Source organism: Agromyces indicus (assembly GCF_031432295.1).
Taxonomy (GTDB): domain Bacteria; phylum Actinomycetota; class Actinomycetes; order Actinomycetales; family Microbacteriaceae; genus Agromyces; species Agromyces indicus.
The window spans coordinates 958,532-975,373 of the sequence record NZ_JAVKGS010000001.1 but is presented as its reverse complement, the minus strand read 5'-3'; the positions used below and the strand labels follow the sequence as shown (position 1 = coordinate 975,373).

Below are 16,842 nucleotides of genomic sequence, written 5' to 3'. Positions count from 1 at the left end.
CTTCCTCGAGAGGAGACCGCCTGCCATGAGCAGCGTCACGACCAGCGCCACCGACCTGGACGTCTTCGACCGCCGCGAGTCGGAGGTGCGCGGATACGTGCGTGCGTTCCCGACCGTGTTCGACCGCGCGACGGGCTCGACCCTCGTCGACGCCGACGGCCGCGAGTACCTCGACTTCTTCGCGGGCGCGGGCGTGCTGAACTACGGGCACAACAACCCGGCGTTCACGCGGGCACTCATCGAGTACCTCGAGCGCGACGGCATCATCCACGGCCTCGACATGGCCACCTCGGCCAAGCGGGCGTTCATCGAGGCGTTCGAGCGGTTCATCCTCGAGCCGCGGGGCCTCGACCACAAGCTGCAGTTCACCGGTCCGACCGGCGCGAACTCCGTCGAGGCGGCGCTGAAGGTCGCCCGCCAGGCGACGGGCCGGTCGACGGTGGTCGCGTTCACGAACGCCTTCCACGGGCTGAGCATGGGTGCGCTCGCGGTCACCGGCAACAGCCACTACCGTTCGGCGGCGGGCGTCGGCCTCGACGACGTCGCGCGCATGCCGTACGACGGCTACCTCGGTGCCGACGTCGACACGCTCGACCTGCTCGAGAAGCAGCTCGACGACCCGGGCTCGGGTCTCGACCTCCCGGCGGCGGTCATCGTCGAGGCCGTGCAGGGCGAGGGCGGCATCAACGTGGCCCGCGTGGAATGGCTCCAGCGGCTCCGCGCGATCACCGAGGCCCGCGGCATCCTGCTGATCCTCGACGAGATCCAGGCGGGCGTCGGCCGCACCGGCCGCTTCTTCGCGTTCGAGCACGCCGGCATCGTGCCCGACATCGTCACGGTCTCGAAGTCGATCTCCGGTTCCGGACTGCCGATGTCGCTCGTGCTCCTCCGTCCGGGCGTCGACGTGTGGAAGCCCGGCCAGCACACGGGCACGTTCCGCGGCAACAACCTCGCATTCGTGTCGGCCCGGGTCGCGCTCGAGACGTACTGGGCGGATGCCGCCTTCGCCGAGGCGGTCACCGCCAAGGGCGAGCTGCTGCGCACCGAGCTGGAGCGGATCGCCGACGAGCACCCCGACCTCGACTTCGTCGTCCGCGGGCGCGGCCTCATGATGGGCATCGCCTGCGACGCCGACCGCACCCTCGCGGGCCGCGTGTCGAAGGCGGCGTTCGAGCGTGGACTCGTCATCGAGACGTCGGGTGCGCACGACGAGGTGCTGAAGTTCCTGCCCGCGCTCACGATCACCGAGGACGAGCTGCGTCGCGGGCTGGCCATCGTGCGGGAGAGCCTCGCGGCGGTGCGCGCCGCCTAGGCCGGCTTCACCGGCTGGCGCAGCACGGTGCGGAGCTTGTCGGGCGCCGTGCGGCGGGCGTCGCTCAGGTAGATCTCGTGGTGCGCACCGTTGAAGGTGAGCCCGTGCTGCGGCATCCACTCGTCGTGGAGCCGCGCGAGGGTCGGCGCCTCCTCGTCGTACGAGCCGACGTGCAGGATCTGCACGGACCGGCCCTCGTGGCGGCGCTCGAGCCGGAGCCGGTCCAGCGCGGGGTTCGGCGTCTTCGCGCGCGCGACCTCGATCGCGGCGGCGACCGCGTCGTCGTCGATCCAGTCGGGTTGGGCGATGAGCATCGTCCAGCTCCACGCGGCCTTGTCGCGCGCGGTGAACGCGGTCGGGTCCTCGGCCCACCAGAGTCCCTCGAGCGGCGCGACCACGAAGTCGCGCGCGAGGCGGCGCTTGCTCGCGAACTTCGTGGCGTACGCGACGCCGAAGAGCGCTTCGACCGCCTCCCGGTAGGCGGCCGCCGAGTTGGGGTCGCCGTGCCCGTCGACGGCGAGGAACCGCAGCGGCGGCACGTCGACGAACGAGAAGTCGCGAGCGGATGGCGCGTACAGTTCGGCGTGCTCGCGCTTGAGGTCGTACTTGTCCCCTGCACCCGCCATGCGGCGAGCGTACTCCGGGCCGCGGTCATCCCGACTGGGTGACGATCGCGCGGACGACCCCCTCCACGCGCTGGCCGCGCACGTGGTACAGCGCATCGCCCACGGCGACGACGGCGACCGCCGCCGGGTCCTCCGCGGGCCGTTCGACCACGGCGGAGGCCTCGACGCCGGCCGGCGCCCCGTCGAGCGGGAGCACGTCGAACGCGACGTCGGCGTCGGGGGCGCGGAAGGCGTCCATGAGCGGCCCGAACTCGGGCGCGGCGGTCACGGTCACCACCGTTCCGCCGTCGACCCGCAGTTCGCAGTCGAAGGTGCGCGCGGCGGCGTGCACGGCGGCCGCGAAGTCGCGGGGCGGCTCCGCGGCGGCATCCGTCACCAGGTACTCGACGGTCGTGCCGGTCCGCAGCTGCGCCGCATCGACGATGCCGTCGCGGTCGAGCGCGCCGGTGCACGCGGCATCCGTTGCACGCAGCTCGACCGTGGGCCGCTCGAGCTGGTCGGGCGTCGCAGCGCCCAGCGTCGCGAACGCCGCCTCGGCGACGTCGGCGAGGCGGTCGAGCATCCGCTCGGCATCGATGCCGTCGAACCGGCTGCCGGTGCCGGCGAGGCCGGCGGCGGTGATGGACGCGACCGCCCAGTCCTCCCCCACCGGCGCCGACAGGAACCAGCCCGCATCACCTGCTGCGACGGAGGCCGCGACGCCCGCCACCTCCCGGGTGTCGGGTGACGGCGTATCGCCGAGCTGCAGCGGGATCCAGTCGCCCGCGGCATCCGGAAGCACGTCGAATCGCAGGTAGGCCCAGTCGCTCGGCGCCTGGTACTCGGGCATGCCGGAACCGACGCGCCAGGAGCAGGCGAACCCGCCCACTCCCTCGAGCAGCACGCCGGTGAACGCGTCGGTGCCGTTCGCCGCGGGAACCGGGTCGACCGGGTCGCCGTCCGCGCCGGCGAGGGCGGCGGCCACGAGTTCACCGGAGACGAGGTCGTCGCAGGACAGCGGCCCCGAGGCATCCGCCGACGGCGACGGACTCGCGCCCGCCGTGGGCGTCTGCCCGGCCTGCGGCTCGCCGGCGCATCCCGAGAGGGCCGCGGCCAGCGCGGCCGCGGACGCGAGCCACCCGAGCTTCGCCCCCACGGCTCGACTCTAGCCACGCACGGCGCGTTCCCGAAGACCCGCGCGGATGGGACGCGGGAGGCGTACCGTGGCCCCGAGCACCGTTCCGAACGAGGGGGTTCCCGATGGCCGAGCTCGCACCGATCCAACCGTGCCTGTGGTTCGAGGACCAGGCGCGCGCGGCGATGGACTACTACGTCGACGTCTTCCCGAACTCGCGCATCGTCGAAGTCGTCGAGTATCCCGCCGAATCGCTCGACGAGCACTTCCGGGGCATGGCGGGCAAGGTGGTGAACGGGCGGTTCGTCCTGAACGGCGTCGAGTTCACCTGCCTCGACGGCGGTCCGCTCTTCACGTTCAACGAGTCGATCTCGTTCATCGTCTCGTGCGCCGACCAGGCCGAGATCGACCATTACTGGTCGCGCCTCTCGCACGTGCCCGACGCCGAGCAGTGCGGGTGGTGCAAGGACCAGTTCGGCGTCAGCTGGCAGATCCTGCCCGCGAACATGAACGAGCTCACCCGGCGGCCCGAGCAGATCCAGGTGATGATGCAGCAGAAGAAGGTCGTCATCGCCGAACTCGAGCAGGCCTGATGAGCGGATGCCGCAGGCAGTTGCTTTAGCGGCTAAACTGTCTGCATGACCACCCTCGCTCTCTTCGGCGCGACCGGGAAGACCGGTCGCCGCGTCCTCGACCGAGCCCTCGCCGAGGGCTTCGACGTCCGCGCCCTCGTGCGCGACCCCGCCCGCCTGGCGGTGCAGCACGAGCGGCTCACCGTCATCCGCGGCGATGTGCTCGACGCCGCCGCGGTCGACGAGACCGTCGCCGGGTCGGACGCCGTGCTCAGCCTGTTCGGCCACGTGAAGGGGTCGCCCGCGTCGCTGCAGGCCGACGGCACCCGCCACATCGTCGCGGCCATGCAGCGCCACGGCGTCAGCCGCATCGTGTCCCTCTCGGGCGGCGGCCTGCGTGCCGAGCAGCACGATCGCCCCAAGGCGGCCGACCGGGTCATGCGCCTGCTGCTCAAGACCCTCGCCGGCGACGTCCTCGCCGACGCCGAGGCCCACCTCCAGGTGCTCCGCGGCAGCGGCCTCGACTGGACCATCGTCCGCGGCCCGCGACTGCTCGAGACGCCCGGCACGGGCACGTACCGGGTCGGCTGGGTCGGCGTCGGCACGGGCATGCAGATTAGCCGCGACGACCTGGCCGACTTCATCCTGAGCCAGGTCGAGGACCGCACCTACGTGCACGAACTGCCGTTCGTCAGCGCATGAGCGACGGCTCCTCGCGCCGCGAGCACGTCGCCCGCGTCATCGAGCGGACGGTCGCCCTCGGTCGTTCGCTCCGCAGCGGACGGCGCACGCCCTTCCACGGTCGGGTGCTCACCGGCTCGCAGCTCGAGGCCCTGTTCCACCTCGCCCACGGCCCTGCACCGGTCACCCCGAGCGCCCTCGCCGCGGCGCTCACCCTGACCCCCGGCGCGGTCACGCAGCTCGTCGACGGCCTCCGCGCGGAGGGCCTGGTCGAATCGGCGCCGCACCCCGACGACGCCCGGTCCCGCGTCATCCGCCTCAGCCCGGAGGCCGCGAAGCAGGTCGACGCCTTCGAGCAGGAGCTCGTCGCGCACGCCCTGCCGACGTTCGACGCCCTCGACGATGCCGAGCTCGAGACGCTCGCCTCGCTCCTCGACCGGGTCGGCCGGCGACCGTGAGCGCGCGATGAGGAGCGACGCCGTCTTCGTCACGGGCGCCACCGGGATCGTCGGGTCGGCCGTGGTCGACCACCTGCTCGAGCGCGGCGAGCCGGTCGTGGCGGGCGTGCGAACCGAGGCGGATGCGGCGCAGTTGCCACGCGGCATCCGTCACCGCCACTTCGACTTCGGCATGCCCGCGCACCGGCTCGATGCGGTGCTCGACGGATGCGACCGGCTCTTCCTGATGCGCCCGCCGCCCATCGCCGACGTGGAGCGGTACCTGTTCCCGCTGATCGACGCGGCGATGCGCCGCGGCATCCGCCAGATCGTGTTCCTCTCGCTGCAGGGCGTGCAGGCGAACCGCTCGACCCCGCACCACGTCGAGCGGTACCTGCGCGAGGTCGATGCGCCGTTCACCTTCCTGCGGCCGAACTTCTTCATGCAGAACCTCGCGACGACGTATCGGGACGACATCCGCGACCACGACGAGATCTTCGTACCGGCCGGCCGATCGCGCACGGCCTTCATCGATGCGCGCGACATCGGCCGGGTCGCGGCGGCGGTGTTCACCGTGCCGGGCCACCTCCGGGCGGCGTACACCCTGTCGGGCGAGCAGAGCCTCACGTACCGCCGGGTGGCCCGGATCCTCTCCGACGTGCTCGGCCGGGAGATCCGTTACGCGCGCCCGAGCGAGCGGGAGTACCTCGCGCGTCTCGCCGCGTACGGGGCGCCCGAGGACTACCTCGCCGTGCAGCGCATGATCCACCGCGTCGTCCGCTGGAACGTCTCGGCCCTGCCCAACCGCGCGGTGCGCCGGTTGACCGGCCGGCCGGCGACGACGTTCGCCGAGTTCGCGGCGCGGGAGCGCGCCGCCTGGGAGCGCTGAGCGCCCCGGCCGACGTGAGCCGGCACGCCACGGCCCTCGCGGAGGAGGCCATCGGCATCGTCGAAGTCGTCGCCGATGTCGCCCGTCGCCGCGTCGAGGATGGTGCCGATCGAGCTGCTCATACCTCGATCCAAGCAGCACCCACCGACACCCCACGGGGCCCGACGGGAACCCGGAAACGGCCGGACAGCGGCCGTTTCCACCGGCCGCCGACTACCCCTCGGCGCTCCTCAGGAACGCCAGCACCGCGGCCACCCGGCGGTGCACGCCCGACTCCGGCAGCCGCAGCTTGGTGAAGATCGCGTTGACGTGCTTCTCGACGGTCGACGACGACAGGAACAGCGCCTGCTCGATGCCCGCGTTCGTCTTGCCCGCCGCCATCTCGCGCAGCACCTCGAGCTCGCGCGGCGACAACGCGGCGAGCGGACTCGCGGCGTTCGCGCTCCGCCGGCGCACGAGCGTGTCGACGATCTGCGGATCGATGACCGATCCGCCCGCGCGCACCTCGCGCAACGCGTGCACGAGGTCCTCGAGGTCGCCGATCCGGTCCTTCAGCAGGTAGCCGAGGCCGGCCGACCCGTCGGCGAACAGCGCGAGCGCGTAGCTCTCGTCGGCGTGCTGCGAGAGCACGACGACCCCGGTCGAGGCCGCCGTCGCACGGACGGCGTGCGCGGCCTCGATCCCCTCCATGTGGTGGCCCGGCGGCATCCGGATGTCGGTGAGCACCGCGTCGGGACCGAACCGTCGCACGGCGTCGAGCAGTTCGGTCGCGTTGCCCACCGAGGCGAGGACCTCGACCTCCCCCGAATCCTCCAGCAGCCGACGGAGCCCCTCCCGCACGAGGTAGTTGTCCTCGGCGATGACGACGCGCAGCGCGCTCCCGTCAGCCACCCGACGCTCCCGCCGTGCCGAGTGGCAGGTCGACGACCACGGTGGTCCCCGTCGGCGACCCGGGCGACACCTGCACCGTGCCGCGGAGCGCCGCCACCCGGTCGCGGATGTTCGCGAGTCCCCCGCTCGTCGCCGACGCGGGCGACACGTCGCCGATGCCGCATCCGTCGTCGCTGATCGAGATGCGCAGGTGCCCGTCGTCGCGCACGAGCCCCACCGTGGCGCGCGACGCGTGGGCGTGCTTCGCGGTGTTCGCGAGCGCCTCGCGCACGACGTAGTACGCGGTCGTCTCGACGTCGTCGGGGTAGCGCTCGGCACGCACCGCGGCATCCGCGTCGACCGTCAACGGGATCGGGTACCGGGCCACACCCGATTCGACCGCCGCGACCAGCCCGTTGTCGCTCAGCACCGGCGGGTGGATGCCGCGGGCGAGCTCGCGCAGGTCGGTGAGCGTCTCCCGGGCCTGGTCCTGCAGCTCCGCCAGCACGTCGGCGGTGAGCTCGCCGCGCTCCAGGCGGTTCCGGGCGAGGCGAAGCCCGGCGATCTGCGCGACGACGTCCTGCTGGATGCCGTCGTGCAGGTCGCGCTCGAGGCGGCGCCGCTCGTCGTCCTGCGCGGCGACGAGCCGTTCGCGCGAGGCGGTGAGTTCGTCGAGCCGCGCGGCGAGCCGGGCGGTGAGGCGCAGGTTGGCGACGGATGCCGCAGCCTGGCCCGCCACGGTGCGGAGCATCGTCCGCTCCTCGGCGGAGTACTCGCCGCGGCGTCGGCGTCCGAGTTCGATCCGGCCGAGGGTCTCGTCGGCGTGCACCAGGTCGACCGACTCGACCGGCTCGCTGCCGGCGGTCTCGCCGGCGATCGCGGCGACGCCCGCGGGAGCGTCGACGAGCGCGCCATCCGTCGCCGCCAGCCGGATGCGGACCCACGTCGCGTCGAGCCCGGCCCGCACCGCCTCGGCGAGCCGGGTGAGCAGCTCGCGCGGCTCGCCCGCCTGCTCGAGGCGCGAGCCGAGCTCGCTCAGCATGCCGAACTGGCGGTCGCGGTCGCCGAAGAGCGCGCGGTGCAGGCGCCGCAGCATCCAGGCCCGGACGGGCAGCAGCACGACCGCGACGAGCGTCGTGAGGAGGATCGCGGGGACCACCCGGAGCGGCGGTGCGAGCAGCAGTGCCGGCGTGGCGACGCCGACCGCGTACACGACCGTGATGAGCAGGTTGGACGACACCTCGACGCTGGAGCTGCGATCGCCCGGGTCGATGTCGAACGCGCCGTAGCGGAGGATCCCGTGGATCGCCGCGACGACGATCGCGAGCATCGACCCGTACACGAGCAGTTCGATGCCCGGCAGTGCCGGCAGGAAGGTCCACAGGCCGAACGCCACCATGGCAGCGCCGACCGTCAGGGCCATCACGCGGGTCCGGGCGCGGACCGCCGGCGCGCCGAACGCCGCCCGGGAGACCAGTACCGCGAGCCCCAGCGCGACGGCCGGCCACGACTGGGTGATCAGGTACTGCACCGGCACCGCGGCCCACTCGAGCCACGGCACCGCGAACGGGTTGGGGATGGTCTCGCCGCTGATGCCGATGTACGGCGACATGACGACGTGGGGCGTGGTCAGCAGGGTGAGCGGTCCGACGAGCACCGGCGTCCACAGGAAGACGACCGCGATCCGCTCCCAGCGCCGCTCGGGCGTGCCGTCGGGGAAGGTCGCGAACACGATGAGCAGCGCCGACGTGGCGATCGCGTCGGCGGTGATGCCGAGGAGGTTGAACAGCGGGAACCACGGCTGCGCGAGCAGGTCGAGGTTCTGGTGCACGACCGTCTCGTAGGCCGAGCCGACGAGCATCGCGGTCGCCCCGAGCGCGATGAGGAGCGCGATGCGCGACGACGACACCGTGAGCAGCCACATGCCGAAGACGAACAGCGGCAGGATACCGAGCAGCGGCCAGGCGAGCCCGTGGTCGGCGTCCGCCTCGACGAAGCCCCGCACGATGACGACGTAGACCAGGGACGCGACCCCGATGGGGCCGAACGTCGCGAGGCACACCCACCTGCGGTCCACGGTTCCATGGTGCTCCTGTCGCGGCGATCGCGGGAGGGGGCGAACCGGGACGCCCCTTGGCGGCTGGCCTCCATCACGCGTCCGGCGCTCCGCCATGCGGCATCCGGCGGGCTGCGTTCCGGCGCGGGCGGCGCCGGGCGAACGTGGGGTCGAGCGGATGCCGCGACGAGGCGCCGCAGGAGGAGAAGGCATCATGCGCACCCTGTACACCGGGCTCGCCTGGACCGTCGCCGGCGCGGTCGTCGTCCAGGCCGCCGCGATCGCGTTCGCGTTCAGCGGCATGCTGAACCTCGTCTCCGAGGGGGGCGTGGTCGACAAGGCGCTGCTCGAGGGCTTCCAGGCGGCCGGCGTCGGCGAGGCCGGGTTCCTGGTCCACGGGCTCGTCGGCGGCGTCGTGATCCCGCTCGTCGCGGTCGCGCTGCTCATCGTGTCGTTCTTCGTCCGCGAGCGCGGCAGCACCATGTGGGCGGCGATCGTCCTCGGCCTCGTCGCGCTGCAGGTCACCCTCGGCTTCTCGGTCACCGACCTGCCCTACCTCGGGCTCGTGCACGGCGCGAACGCGCTCGCGGTCGTCGCGGCGGCGTCCGTCGCCGCCCTGCGGATGCGGCGCAGCCGCGGCGAGTCCGCCACGGAGGAGGCGACCTCGCGTGCGGTCGCGGCGTGAACTGCTGCGCCGCGTCGCCGTCGGCGTCGCGGTCGCGACCGGGCTCGGCGCGGCGGGGCTCGCGTGGAGTTCCACGCTGCTCGGCGAGTACTCGGTCATGGACCTCGGCGCCGAGCAGGCGGGGCACGGCGCGCACGCGGCAGGCGGAGCGGCATCCGTCGCCGGCGGCCCGGGCACGACCGACGTGACCGCGCTGACCGCCGACCCGGATCGGCCGGCCGACGTGCGGGTCGAGTTCGTGGCGCGGCAGGAGCGCATCGACGTTCCCGGCGGACGCACGGTCGACGGCTACACCGTGAACGGCACGTCGCCGGGGCCGGAGTTGCGCGCCCGGCAGGGCGACCTCGTCGAGGTGACGTTCGTGAACGAGTCGGTGGTCGACGGCGCGACGCTGCACTGGCACGGCATCGACGTGCCGAACGCGGCCGACGGCGTCGCGGGCATCACGCAGGACGCCGTGCCCGTGGGCGGGCGCCACGTGTACCGCTTCGAGGCGACGGATGCCGGCACGTACTGGTACCACTCCCATCAGGTGTCGCACGTGCAGGTCGAGCGCGGGCTGCTCGGCGCCATCGTGATCGAACCCGCCGACCCCCCGGAGGTCGCGGCCGACGCCGAGGCCACCGCGCTGCTGCACGTGTACGGCGGGCGGCACACGGTGAACGGCCGCGCCGAGGACGCCCGTGTCGCCGCCGAACCCGGCACGACGGTGCGCGTGCGCGTGATCAACACCGACCAGGGCACCGCCGCCGTGTGGTCGGCGATGCCGTTCCGGGTCGTCGCGACCGACGGGCACGACGTGCACGAGCCGACTCCCATCGACGGCGAGCGCGTGCTCATCCCCGCCGGCGGTCGAGCGGATGTCGCGGTCCGGGCACCCGACGACGGCTCCGCCGTGCGCCTGCACACCGGCGGGCGCAGCGTGATCGTCGGCGGCCCCGCGGCATCCGCGCCCCCGCCCGCCGCGCAGCCCTCGCGGACCCTCGACCTGCTCGCGTACGGCAGCCCCGAGCCGCTCGCGTTCGGCACCGACGACCCGGACCGCGAGTTCGACTACGTCATCGCCCGCCGCTTCGGCATCGTCGACGGCCGGCCCGGCAACTTCTGGACCGTCAACGGGCGCATGTTCCCCGACATGCCGATGTTCCACGTGCGCGAGGGCGACGTGGTCGTCATGCACGTCCGCAACGACTCCGGCGACGTGCACCCGATGCACCTGCACGGGCACCACGTCGTGGTCCTCTCGCGGGACGGAATCGCGGCATCCGGCAGCCCGTGGATCGTCGACTCGCTCGACGTGCACCCCGGCGAGGCGTACGACGTGGCATTCGTCGCCGACAACCCGGGCATCTGGAGCGACCACTGCCACACGCTGCGGCACGCGGTCGACGGACTCGTCGCCCACGTCATGTACGAGGGCGTCACGACCCCGTTCACGATCGACGGTGAGGCGGGCAACCGCCCCGAGTGAGCGCTCGCGCTCAGAGCCCCTCGGCGATCCGCTTGATCGCGGCGAGGCGGCGGTCCCACTCGGCCCCGATGGCGTCGAGGCGACGGGCGGCGTCGCTCAGCTGCGCGCCGAGCACCCGGTAGCGCACCTCGCGGCCGACCCGCTCGGACTCGACGAGGCCGACCTCCTGCAGCACGGCGAGGTGCTTCATGATGGCCTGCCGCGTCACGGGCAGGCGTCCGGCGAGGGCCGACGCCGAGGCGTCGCCCTCGCCGAGTGCCGCCAGGATGCTCCACCGGGTCTCGTCGCCGAGCGCGGCGAACACCGGAACCAGCGTTCCGGCGGTCACGCGCCGCCCTCGGCACGTTCGAGCACGGCGACGAGCTTGTCGAGCTCGGAGACCCAGCCATCGCCGTGGGACGCGAGGTTCGCGGCCGGGTCGGACGTGCGGTCGAAGCCGGTCTCGACGACGGTGAGCCGCGTGCCGTCGGCCACCGTCTCGAGGGTGAACGTGAAGACGGTCGAGGTCTCGTCGTCGACGGTGTCGGGCAGGTGGCCGAGGGCATCATCGTTGCCCCAGCGATACGTCACGGTGTGCGGGGCATCCATCGCCTCGACGCGGATCGGCACGGCGCCGTAGTCGGGGAACGTCATGGTGCCCTGCGCGCCCGCGCCGGAGCCGTCGAGCACGGTTCGCCCGAACCACTGCGACATGTGCTCGGGTTCGGTGACGGCGCGCCACACGCGCTCGATGGGCGCGGCGATGCGGATGGTACGGCGCACGGTGTACGTGCCCTCGTCGATGACGGATGCCGGGTTGTCGGTCATGGTCACGATGATCTCTCCTTCTCGGGCTGCTGACGTGGAACGGGATGCCGCAGCATCCGCGTCTTGCAACCATAGGATTGCATTTCCACGGCTTTAGCGCAACTACTTGGTTGCACTAGCTGAGGCGGCAGCAGCACGCTGCCAGACTGAGCGCATGCCGAACGCACCCGTCGACCACGCCGCCGCGAACGCCCTCTGGGAGGCCTACCGGAGTGCGCACCCCGACCGCGCGACCGACCCCGAGCCGCCGTCCGTCGAGGTGTTCGGCGATCACCCCGAACTCACCGACGAGCTGCTCGGCCTCGTGCTCGACGGCACCAAGCGGGCGACTGCAGCCCTCGTCGCGGAGTTCGCGGCCGAGGGGCAGCCGCTCCCCCGCATCGGCGGCCACTGGATCGCCTGCGACTCGACCGGCCGGCCACGCGTCATCCTGCGCAGCACCGAACTGCGCCTTGCCGCCTTCGACGAGGTCGACGACCGGTTCGCGTACGACGAGGGCGAAGACGACCGCTCGCTCGCGTCATGGCGCGAGAACCACCGCCGCTACTGGCAGCGGGTCACGGCGACCCTCGGCTTCGAGTGGACCGAGCAGCACGAGATCGTGCTCGAACGGTTCGAGGTGGCCTGGCGCGCCGACTGATGGGCGCGGCTGCGCGCCGCGCCACGGAAGCGCGGCCGCCGCCCGACCGAGCCGGACGGCGGCCGCATCCGCTCACACCACTCGACGCAGGAACCGCAGTTCGGAGCCGTTCGCCTCGGCGATGAGCGGCCCAAGGGCGGCGTTGAAGACCGCACCGTGCGGCTGGGCCAGGTGCTCCGCGAAGGCGGCCGCGTTGCGGTACGCCTCGACGACGACGAAGCGGGTCCCGACCGCCGTCCAAGCGGGGTCCGCTTCGGCGACGGCCGGTGGATCGGTCAGGACGTAGGCGTCGAACACGAGGCATCCGGGTTCGGCCCGCACCGCGATCGTGAGATCGCGCAGCAGCCTCTCCACCTCGTCCTCGCAGCCGGGCAGCGCGGTGAATTCGGCGACGAGTTCCACCGCGGTCGAGGTCTCGGTCAGGGTCATCCGGCGCTCGCTCCCGTCATGATCGCGACCGCGTCGGTCATCGAGTGCGACTGCGGCGTGATCGTCGCGGCGCGCTTGCCGAGCCGCTGCACGTGGATCCGGTCGGCGACCTCGAACACGTGCGGCATGTTGTGCGAGATCAGGATGACGGGGATGCCCCGATCGCGAAGGCTCATGATGAGCTCGAGCACCTGATTCGACTCTCGTACGCCCAGCGCGGCGGTCGGCTCGTCGAGCACGACGACCTTCGAGCCGAAGGCCGCCGCCCGGGCCACCGCGACCGCCTGGCGCTGGCCGCCCGAGAGGTTCTCGACGGCGACGGTGACGTCCTGCAGGGTCGAGATGCCGAGTGCGTTGAGCTCGTCCCGGGCGCGCTGGCGCATGCCCTTCTGGTCGACCATGCGGAACACCGAGCCGAGTACGCCCTTCCGGCGCACCTCGCGCCCGAGGAACAGGTTCGACGCGATGTCGAGCGCCGGCGAGACCGCGAGGCCCTGGTAGACCGTCTCGATCCCCGCAGCCCGCGCATCCTGCGGTCGCTTGAAGTGCACCGGCCTGCCCTCGAGCCAGATCTCGCCCTCGTCGGGGATCTCCGCACCGGTGAGGCACTTGATGAGCGTCGACTTGCCCGCACCGTTGTCGCCGATGACGGCGAGGACCTCGCCCGGGTAGAGCTCGAGGCTCGCCCCGTCGAGGCCGACGACGCGACCGTAGGTCTTCACGAGGCGGCGGGCCCGGAGGATCGGCTCCCGACCGTCGGCCGAGGTGACCGGCGCCGGGGCAGCGGTCGTGGCCGTGGCGTCGTTGGGGGTCATGCGCGTACCTTCCTGATCCACTGGTCGACCGAGACGGCGATGATGATGAGCACGCCGACGGCGAATGTCTGCCACAGCACGTCGAGTCCGGCGAGCGCGAGGCCGTTGCGGAACACGCCCACGATGAGCGCGCCCAGGAGCGTCCCCCAGACCATGCCGCGACCGCCGAACAGGCTGGTGCCGCCGATCACGACCGCGGTGATCGAGTCCAGGTTGAGGTCGGCGCCCGCGTTCGGCGATGCGGCGTTGGAGCGGCCGATCTGGATCCACGCGCCGAGGGCGATGATCGCACCGGCCGCGAGGTACACGCTCATCAGCACGCGGTTGACGCTGATACCCGCGAGGCGCGCGGACTCCCGGTCGTCGCCGACGGCGTAGACGTGCCGACCCCAGGCCGTCTTCTGGAGGATGAAGGCGACCGCCACGTAGAGCAGGAGCATCATCACGACACCCACCGTGAAGTTCACGCCGAACACGGGGAACGTCGCGCCCGTCCAGGTGAGCAGCTCGGGCATCTCCCGTCCGCGCACCGTCGCCCCGCCGGAGTACAGCAGCGTGAGGGCGAGGAAGATGCTCAACGTGCCGAGCGTGACGATGAACGGCGGCAGCTTCAGCCGGGTGACGAGTGCGCCGTTGAGGGCGCCCGCGGCGAGGCCCACGGCCAGGCCGGCGGCGAGCCCCAGCACGGCGGGCAGGCCGGCCTGCACCGTGGACTGGGCGATGACCATCGAGCTGAGGACCATGACCGCGCCGACGGACAGGTCGATGCCGGCGGTCAGGATGATGAGGGTCTGGGCGACGGCGAGTGTGCCGACGACGGCGACCTGCTGGGTGATGAGCGAGAGGTTCGCGGGGTTGAGGAATCGCTCGTTGAGCAGCCCGAACACGATGACGGCGACGACGAGCACGATGGCCGGGCTGATCGCGGGGTACCGGTGCAGCGTGTTGCGGATGCGGCTGAGCGGGGTGGTTCGGTCGAGGAACTCCTCGGCCAGGTCGAGCGCCGAGGTCGGCGGCTCGGTCGTGTGCTGAGTCACGTGGGCTCCGTTCGGAAATGGCGGTTCGGGTGCGATCCGGGCATGAGCAGGGCGGGTGGTCGAGACGACCGGGCACGAGTCATCCGTGGCGGCCCGCCCCGCTCATGGGGTCACCGGATCAGCCCCAGCAGATCTCGCTCGCCTCGGCGGTGTCGATCGACTCGACGCCATCCTGAGGCTCGTCGGTCACGAGCGCGACGCCGGTGTTGTAGAAGTCGAGCCCCTCGCTGACCTCGGGGGTCTCGCCGGTGGTGACGAGATCGTGGATGGCCTGGACGCCGAGCTCGGCCATCTTCAGCGGGTACTGCTGGCTGGTGGCGCCGATGACGCCGTCGGTCACGGCCTCGATGCCGGCACAGCCGCCGTCGACCGAGACGACGACGAGGTCGTCGGTCGCGCCGGCCGCCTTGAAGGCCTCGTACGCGCCGTATGCGGCCGGCTCGTTGATCGTGTAGACGACGTTGATGTCCGGGTTCTTCGACAGGAGCGTCTCGGCGGCGGTGCGGCCACCGTCCTCGGCACCCTGCGATGCCTCGTTGCCGACGATCTCGTACTCGCCGCCCGAGTACTCGCCCGTCTTCGCCTCATCGCCGTTCTTCGCCTCGTCGGCGAGGTCGATGCCCATGCCGTCGAGGAAGCCCTGGTCGCGCGCGACATCGACCGAGACGATCTTGTCGTCGAAGAGGTCGATCATGGCGATGGTGGCCTTCTCGCCGTCGAGCTTGGCCGCGGCCCACTTGCCGATCTCCTGACCGGCCAGGTAGTTGTCGGTCGCGAAGGTGATGTCGACCGACTCCGGGTCGCCGGGCGGGGTGTCGAGCGCGATGACGTACAGGCCCGCGTCCCGGGCCTTGATGAGCGCATCCTCGACGGCCGGGCCGTTCGGGGTGATCAGGATCCCCGCGTCACCGCGCGAGATCGCATTCTCGACGGCCTGGATCTGGGTGTCCTCGTCGCCGTCCTCCTTGCCTGCGGCGAGCGTGATCTCCACGCCGAGGTCCTCGGCGGCCGTCTTGGCGCCCTCCTGCATCGCGACGAAGAACGGGTTGGTGTCGGTCTTCGTGATGAGCGAGACGCTGATGCTCTCGCCCTCGGCGCCGCTCGCGCTCTCGCCGGAAGCGCCCGACGAGGCGCATCCGGTGAAGGCGAGCGCCGCGCTCGCCATGAGCGAGCCGGTCAGGACCAGTCGGCGGCGGATCGCGCCAGGGCTTTCGTGATTCATCCGGGAATCTCCTCTTGGTGTGGGGCATCGTCACCCTCGGTGACAACGATGTCACGGAAGGTCTAGTGCATGCCGATGTGTATAGTCAAGACACAACCCGTCGATGGAGATACAAACGTGACACCGTTGTCAAACGGCGGCGCGGCGCCCGAGGCCGCCCGCGCACGGCCGACCATGCGGCATGTCGCCGCGCTTGCCGGCGTCGGCGTGAAGACCGTCTCGCGCGTCATCAACGGCGAGCCCAACGTGTCCCCGGCGACCACGGCGAAGGTGCTCGCCGCAGCGCGCTCCCTGGACTACGAGCCCGACCTGCACGCGGGCAACCTGAGGCGCTCCGACGGCCGGTCGCGAACGCTCGGCCTGCTCGTCGGCAGTGTCGACAACCCGTTCGCCGGGGCAGTGCACCGGGCGGTCGAAGACGTGGCTCTCGGCCGGGGCGTCGCGGTGTTCGCCTCGAGCCTCGACGACGACCCGGCGCGCGAACAGGCCGCCGTATCGGCGTTCCTCCGTCGCCGCGTCGACGGCCTCATCCTCACCACGGTCTCCGAGAGCCAGTCCTACCTCGCGCCCGAGCTGCGTCGCGGCACGCCCGTGGTCTTCGTCGACCGGGAGCCCGCCGGCGTCACCTCCGACACCGTCGTGAGCGACAATCGCGACGGCGCCGCCATGGCCACCCGGCACCTACTCGAGCGCGGACACCGCCGATTCGCCTACTTCGGGGACCGTTCGACGATTCGCACCGCTCAGGAACGCCGGCGCGGATTCCTCGACGAGCTCGGGTCCGCCGGGGTGGCCACTCGCGACATCCCTGTCGTGGAGGACCTCCACGACGAAGCGGCCGCCCAACGCGCCGCGATCGAGCTCTTCACCCGCCCGGACCCGCCGACGGCGATCTTCTCCAGTCAGAACCTCGTCACGATCGGCGTGATCCGGGCGCTCCGCGAACTCGGCCGACACCGCGACACCGCGCTCGTCGGCTTCGACGACGTGCCGCTCGCCGACCTGCTCGAGCCGGGGATCACCGTGGTCGCGCAGAACCCCCAGGAGATCGGGCGGATCGCTGCGGAGCGCGTCTTCGCGCGCCTCGACGGCGACGACTCGCCCGCTGGGCGCTCGGTCGTGCGAACCCGCCTCATCGCGCGCGGCTCCGGCGAGATCACACCCCGACACGAAGGATGA

At 72.1% G+C, this 16,842-nt stretch carries 19 protein-coding genes; 9 read left to right on the top strand and 10 right to left on the bottom strand.

Annotation, left to right across the window (positions count from 1 at the left end; translation table 11 throughout):
* The first annotated feature begins 25 nt into the window (after nt 1–25).
* Nucleotides 26–1,312: a diaminobutyrate--2-oxoglutarate transaminase gene (ectB, locus tag RH861_RS04645; RefSeq protein WP_310519970.1), complete on the top strand. Its 1,287-nt coding sequence runs from the start codon at nt 26–28 to the stop codon at nt 1,310–1,312.
* Here the strand turns inward: ectB and RH861_RS04640 are convergent.
* Nucleotides 1,309–1,938 (bottom strand): GyrI-like domain-containing protein, encoded by a 630-nt coding sequence (locus RH861_RS04640; protein ID WP_310519969.1) that lies wholly within the window; start codon nt 1,936–1,938, stop codon nt 1,309–1,311. The two genes, ectB and RH861_RS04640, sit on opposite strands and share 4 nt — an antisense overlap.
* Nucleotides 1,939–1,963: 25 nt before the next feature.
* Nucleotides 1,964–3,073, bottom strand: a complete 1,110-nt coding sequence (locus tag RH861_RS04635) for a hypothetical protein (protein ID WP_310519968.1) — start codon at nt 3,071–3,073, stop codon at nt 1,964–1,966.
* A gap of 104 nt (nt 3,074–3,177) precedes the next feature.
* Between RH861_RS04635 and RH861_RS04630 the strand changes: the two genes are divergently transcribed.
* Genes RH861_RS04630 through RH861_RS04615 form a run of 4 tightly spaced genes read left to right on the top strand, consistent with a single transcriptional unit; the run spans nt 3,178 to nt 5,631 of the window.
* Nucleotides 3,178–3,645 carry a VOC family protein gene (locus tag RH861_RS04630; protein ID WP_310519967.1) on the top strand — a complete coding sequence of 156 codons (468 nt, stop codon included), beginning with the start codon at nt 3,178–3,180 and terminating at the stop codon, nt 3,643–3,645.
* A 45-nt stretch (nt 3,646–3,690) separates the two neighbouring features.
* Nucleotides 3,691–4,326, top strand: coding sequence for an NAD(P)-dependent oxidoreductase (locus RH861_RS04625; RefSeq protein WP_310519966.1), 636 nt, complete (start codon nt 3,691–3,693; stop codon nt 4,324–4,326).
* On the top strand, nt 4,323–4,763 hold the full coding sequence (locus RH861_RS04620) for a MarR family winged helix-turn-helix transcriptional regulator (RefSeq protein WP_310519965.1): 441 nt from the start codon (nt 4,323–4,325) through the stop codon (nt 4,761–4,763). The genes RH861_RS04625 and RH861_RS04620 overlap by 4 nt, the downstream gene beginning before the upstream one ends.
* Nucleotides 4,764–4,770: 7 nt before the next feature.
* Nucleotides 4,771–5,631, top strand: coding sequence for an SDR family oxidoreductase (locus tag RH861_RS04615; protein ID WP_310519964.1), 861 nt, complete (start codon nt 4,771–4,773; stop codon nt 5,629–5,631).
* A gap of 213 nt (nt 5,632–5,844) precedes the next feature.
* Here the strand turns inward: RH861_RS04615 and RH861_RS04610 are convergent, their stop codons facing one another.
* Together RH861_RS04610 and RH861_RS04605 are read right to left on the bottom strand one after the other, a co-directional pair.
* Nucleotides 5,845–6,522, bottom strand: coding sequence for a response regulator transcription factor (locus RH861_RS04610; protein ID WP_310519963.1), 678 nt, complete (start codon nt 6,520–6,522; stop codon nt 5,845–5,847).
* A complete protein-coding gene (locus tag RH861_RS04605; RefSeq protein ID WP_310519962.1) occupies nt 6,515–8,578 on the bottom strand; it encodes a sensor histidine kinase in 2,064 nt (687 codons plus the stop codon). Before RH861_RS04605 ends, RH861_RS04610 begins: the two co-directional genes overlap by 8 nt.
* Before the next feature lie 193 nt (nt 8,579–8,771).
* On the opposite strand from RH861_RS04605, the gene RH861_RS04600 reads away from it, so the two are divergent.
* Both RH861_RS04600 and RH861_RS04595 read left to right on the top strand, forming a co-directional pair.
* A complete protein-coding gene (locus tag RH861_RS04600; RefSeq protein WP_310519961.1) occupies nt 8,772–9,242 on the top strand; it encodes a hypothetical protein in 471 nt (156 codons plus the stop codon).
* Nucleotides 9,226–10,713 (top strand): multicopper oxidase family protein, encoded by a 1,488-nt coding sequence (locus RH861_RS04595; protein ID WP_310519960.1) that lies wholly within the window; start codon nt 9,226–9,228, stop codon nt 10,711–10,713. Before RH861_RS04600 ends, RH861_RS04595 begins: the two co-directional genes overlap by 17 nt.
* A gap of 10 nt (nt 10,714–10,723) precedes the next feature.
* Here RH861_RS04595 and RH861_RS04590 read toward each other — a convergent pair whose 3' ends face one another.
* On the bottom strand, nt 10,724–11,041 hold the full coding sequence (locus RH861_RS04590) for an ArsR/SmtB family transcription factor (RefSeq protein ID WP_310519959.1): 318 nt from the start codon (nt 11,039–11,041) through the stop codon (nt 10,724–10,726).
* On the bottom strand, nt 11,038–11,520 hold the full coding sequence (locus RH861_RS04585) for an SRPBCC family protein (RefSeq protein ID WP_310520284.1): 483 nt from the start codon (nt 11,518–11,520) through the stop codon (nt 11,038–11,040). The genes RH861_RS04590 and RH861_RS04585 overlap by 4 nt, the downstream gene beginning before the upstream one ends.
* Before the next feature lie 154 nt (nt 11,521–11,674).
* On the opposite strand from RH861_RS04585, the gene RH861_RS04580 reads away from it, so the two are divergent.
* The gene (locus RH861_RS04580; protein ID WP_310519958.1) at nt 11,675–12,160 is read left to right on the top strand and encodes an ASCH domain-containing protein; all 486 of its coding nucleotides are present in this window, start codon (nt 11,675–11,677) and stop codon (nt 12,158–12,160) included.
* Between the two features lie 72 nt (nt 12,161–12,232).
* On the opposite strand, the gene RH861_RS04575 is transcribed toward RH861_RS04580, so the two are convergent.
* The 4 genes from RH861_RS04575 to RH861_RS04560 all read right to left on the bottom strand — a co-directional run bounded on the left by RH861_RS04575 (nt 12,233) and on the right by RH861_RS04560 (nt 15,663).
* Complete coding sequence (locus RH861_RS04575; RefSeq protein WP_310519957.1) at nt 12,233–12,589, bottom strand: putative quinol monooxygenase; 357 nt, start codon at nt 12,587–12,589, stop codon at nt 12,233–12,235.
* A complete protein-coding gene (locus RH861_RS04570; RefSeq protein ID WP_310519956.1) occupies nt 12,586–13,404 on the bottom strand; it encodes an ATP-binding cassette domain-containing protein in 819 nt (272 codons plus the stop codon). Before RH861_RS04570 ends, RH861_RS04575 begins: the two co-directional genes overlap by 4 nt.
* Nucleotides 13,401–14,441, bottom strand: coding sequence for an ABC transporter permease (locus RH861_RS04565; RefSeq protein WP_310519955.1), 1,041 nt, complete (start codon nt 14,439–14,441; stop codon nt 13,401–13,403). Before RH861_RS04565 ends, RH861_RS04570 begins: the two co-directional genes overlap by 4 nt.
* A 118-nt stretch (nt 14,442–14,559) precedes the next feature.
* Nucleotides 14,560–15,663 carry a substrate-binding domain-containing protein gene (locus RH861_RS04560; protein ID WP_310519954.1) on the bottom strand — a complete coding sequence of 368 codons (1,104 nt, stop codon included), beginning with the start codon at nt 15,661–15,663 and terminating at the stop codon, nt 14,560–14,562.
* Between the two features lie 117 nt (nt 15,664–15,780).
* Between RH861_RS04560 and RH861_RS04555 the strand changes: the two genes are divergently transcribed.
* Complete coding sequence (locus RH861_RS04555) at nt 15,781–16,842, top strand: LacI family DNA-binding transcriptional regulator (RefSeq protein WP_374760946.1); 1,062 nt, start codon at nt 15,781–15,783, stop codon at nt 16,840–16,842.

Excerpts from the sequence above, each read along its gene's own strand:
- ectB (WP_310519970.1), top strand. The coding sequence starts at position 26 with ATGAGCAGCGTCACGACCAGCGCCACCGACCTGGACGTCTTCGACCGC.
- RH861_RS04640 (WP_310519969.1), bottom strand. The coding sequence starts at position 1,938 with ATGGCGGGTGCAGGGGACAAGTACGACCTCAAGCGCGAGCACGCCGAA.
- RH861_RS04630 (WP_310519967.1), top strand. The coding sequence starts at position 3,178 with ATGGCCGAGCTCGCACCGATCCAACCGTGCCTGTGGTTCGAGGACCAG.
- RH861_RS04625 (WP_310519966.1), top strand. The coding sequence starts at position 3,691 with ATGACCACCCTCGCTCTCTTCGGCGCGACCGGGAAGACCGGTCGCCGC.
- RH861_RS04620 (WP_310519965.1), top strand. The coding sequence starts at position 4,323 with ATGAGCGACGGCTCCTCGCGCCGCGAGCACGTCGCCCGCGTCATCGAG.
- RH861_RS04615 (WP_310519964.1), top strand. The coding sequence starts at position 4,771 with ATGAGGAGCGACGCCGTCTTCGTCACGGGCGCCACCGGGATCGTCGGG.
- RH861_RS04600 (WP_310519961.1), top strand. The coding sequence starts at position 8,772 with ATGCGCACCCTGTACACCGGGCTCGCCTGGACCGTCGCCGGCGCGGTC.
- RH861_RS04585 (WP_310520284.1), bottom strand. The coding sequence starts at position 11,520 with ATGACCGACAACCCGGCATCCGTCATCGACGAGGGCACGTACACCGTG.
- RH861_RS04580 (WP_310519958.1), top strand. The coding sequence starts at position 11,675 with ATGCCGAACGCACCCGTCGACCACGCCGCCGCGAACGCCCTCTGGGAG.
- RH861_RS04575 (WP_310519957.1), bottom strand. The coding sequence starts at position 12,589 with ATGACCCTGACCGAGACCTCGACCGCGGTGGAACTCGTCGCCGAATTC.
- RH861_RS04570 (WP_310519956.1), bottom strand. The coding sequence starts at position 13,404 with ATGACCCCCAACGACGCCACGGCCACGACCGCTGCCCCGGCGCCGGTC.
- RH861_RS04560 (WP_310519954.1), bottom strand. The coding sequence starts at position 15,663 with ATGAATCACGAAAGCCCTGGCGCGATCCGCCGCCGACTGGTCCTGACC.